This window comes from Shewanella sairae, from assembly GCF_023283535.1.
Taxonomy (GTDB): Bacteria; Pseudomonadota; Gammaproteobacteria; order Enterobacterales; family Shewanellaceae; genus Shewanella; species Shewanella sairae.
This window is the reverse complement of sequence record NZ_JAKILT010000131.1, coordinates 1-2,831: the sequence shown is the minus strand read 5'-3', so window position 1 is coordinate 2,831 and position 2,831 is coordinate 1. Positions and strand designations below refer to the sequence as shown.

Here is a 2,831-nt window from a genome sequence, read left to right as displayed (position 1 = left end):
TAACGTTTAATAACAGCATGTTATTGAACGGTGACCTTCCTACAGAGGACTTTCACCTCATTAGTTCATGCCCATGCTGGGCGTACACAAGCGCTGTTGGCGGACTGTTTTCCGCTGCGCTCCAAACAGTCGCAAAGTGCGGCGTTAGCTTTCTCTAGAGTATTGCTTATGAACTGGAAACAGTATGAAACAGAAATATTTGAGCACTTTCAACAACAATACCCTGATGCAGAGATTACGTTAGACGCAAAAAAAACAGGTATTTACTCAAAAGTTAGCAGACAAATAGATATTTTAATCGAGCAATACGTAGCAGGAAATCGCTTTACTCTTGTAATTGACGGAAAATTTTTTAATAAAAAAGTTGATGTTAAAGCCGTAGAGAGCTTCATAGGAATGCTGGAAGATATTGGTGCTCATAAAGGATTGTTAATATCAAATCAGGGATTTAGCGAAGCGGCTTACAATAGAGCTCATTTTGGTCCATCAGAAGTTGAGTTAGATATTTTAAACTTCAAAGATCTTCATCTATTTCAATCCCATGGGGCATTGCCATATGCAGGAGAGAATATTGCCATAGTGCCAGCTCCGTTTGGTTGGGTTATAGATGGACAAACTACACCAGCTTGGCTGGCCACTCTTTATCAACAAGGTTTAACTCTTGATAAAGCAATGGATAAGAGTGAGTTCATGTATATTCAATTTTGGGATCGAAAGGCTGACGGTGATGATTTAGACGATTTGCTAGAAATGCAACTTTCTAGCTTTAAAGAAAATGATCCTCATGCAAAAATAGAGTATTTACAGACTATTAAGCGTCAAGGGCAACGTACAACACTTCGGAAAGCTAAAATAAAAAATTACCCAACATCAGAATATACAGGGTTTATTGAGTTTACAGATTTTATTTTTTTCTGCGTAATGTTTACTCCAGAAAACCGTGAGCGACAAAATATTAGGAAATTAGAAAATATATTAGAACTTGTTAAAGCGGGTAAGGTGAAGCATGAGAAAGCTAATCGGGTAGCCGGAAGTGTCTAGCCTCCAGCCCCACCCTGCATGCGGCTCCGCACAGGTGTGCGTTCATATTAAAGTTTGATAAATCATAATAAAGTCTGTTATTTATAATATAGTTTGATATTTTTTGCAGGCTGATACGGGGGAGAAGTAACGCATTTGTGCCCCAAAATCATCCTCACGAATCAAAATAATAAATGGCACAAGTAAATCTTTGGCTATAGAAAAGCTAGTGTGAGAGGTTTGGCATACACCATCAGTAATGCCTGTCCTTTTTCTTTAAGCTCAATTTTTCCGACTCCACCTTCCTAGAGCAAACTAAAATAACTGTAATCCTATACAGGTATAATGAACTTGCTTATCATACAGTTAGATTTCCGCTTTAATCTTACAAGAGACCCGATAAATGTTCTGCATTACTTTGCGGAGAAGGTAAATTCAAATGTGTTAACACCAGCAAGATTAACTGCTTTACATCAATGAGTTACGTTGCTAGCTTTGACGTAAATTAAAAAAGTACAGGGATTTATCCGAGACGCTGGATAATAAGCTGCGGGGGCATCGTGAAAATTCTCCAATATGGAAATGAATATTTGGATTCTGTATTAGAAGGTAACCCAGAATCATTGGCGTATCTTTTCCACACGAGAATAGCTAAATGGAATGAACCACTTGTTTCCGAAGATGAGTGTACCTATGGTTTATTTAATGATGTAGAAGAATCGATTAAACCTTACATAGCATTTGATCTTATTCCAGCAACTCTAGATATATTGCATAGTTGTAAGAAACCGAGTGAAATTGATTGCGCGATGTGGTTGCTACTTGGATTAGTTGAATCAACCGAAACAACGGAGGCTCCGCCTGCTCTGAAAAGTTCAATTCAGCATATAAATGAATTAGCTAAAGCAAGCGGTGAAAGCCAAATAAATACCGTAAAATCAATATCTGAATATTATCGAAATGGCTTATAACAAACGCATCAAAAATGATGTCAAACGCTTGGCTGGCGCTCATTCTTCGCTAATTTTAGCCAAGCATTTTGTGCCGTTTAGCACGGCGTTAACTTACTATGGTAGAAAAATGGAACTCCCGAAATTTAAGTATTATCCAGACCCAATAGCGACGGGTGTTTTTGAAAAAAGCGATGATATTTGCGAATGTTGCAGCAAAGCTAAAGGGTATATCTACACTTCAAGTTTTTATACAGCACAAGATGTGAAATCTATTTGTCCGTGGTGCATAGCTGATGGTTCTGCTGCTACAAAATACAATGGTTCATTTTCTGATGATTACCCTTTGATTAAAGAGGGCGTTGATCTTGCAGTTGTTTTTGAAGTCTGTGAAAGGACACCTGGTTATCCGTCGTGGCAACAGGAGATATGGCAAGTTCATTGCGGAACTGCCTGTGAGTTTCACGGTGACGCTGAAAAAGAGGATTTAGAGTGTCTCGCTGGTGATGAGTTAGATACATTTCTGACGAAAGAAATGGTTGATCCTGAAGTTTGGCCGAAGATAATCCAACATTATGAAAAAGGTGGGCAACCATCGGTATATAAATTCAAATGTACGGAATGTCAGGAAATAGTCTTCTATATGGATTATACGTAACTGGCCAATTAATCGGGTAGCCGGAGGTATCTAACCTCCAGCCCCCACACCACCCTGCATGCGGCTCCGCACACGACTAAATGGATTTAGGAGGTAGGACGAAGCAGGATGCCAGAGCCGAGGGCGGTTCACTTAGAACACCTAACCTAAATTCTCTGGTTAGCTATTTATTACAATAGTGAACCCGCTTTCTTAAGATAGTC

The 2,831-nt window shown here is 39.1% G+C and carries 3 protein-coding genes; all 3 read left to right on the top strand.

The features are described from left to right. Positions 1-168: 168 nt before the first annotated feature. The 3 genes from L2748_RS23400 to L2748_RS23390 all read left to right on the top strand — a co-directional run bounded on the left by L2748_RS23400 (position 169) and on the right by L2748_RS23390 (position 2,628). A complete protein-coding gene (locus L2748_RS23400) occupies positions 169-1,041 on the top strand; it encodes a restriction endonuclease (protein ID WP_220783519.1) in 873 nt (290 codons plus the stop codon). Between the two features lie 539 nt (positions 1,042-1,580). Further along, positions 1,581-1,991 carry a hypothetical protein gene (locus tag L2748_RS23395; protein WP_220783520.1) on the top strand — a complete coding sequence of 137 codons (411 nt, stop codon included), beginning with the start codon at positions 1,581-1,583 and terminating at the stop codon, positions 1,989-1,991. Beyond that, positions 1,981-2,628, top strand: a complete 648-nt coding sequence (locus L2748_RS23390) for a CbrC family protein (RefSeq protein WP_246616297.1) — start codon at positions 1,981-1,983, stop codon at positions 2,626-2,628. The genes L2748_RS23395 and L2748_RS23390 overlap by 11 nt, the downstream gene beginning before the upstream one ends. Positions 2,629-2,831 lie beyond the last annotated feature (203 nt).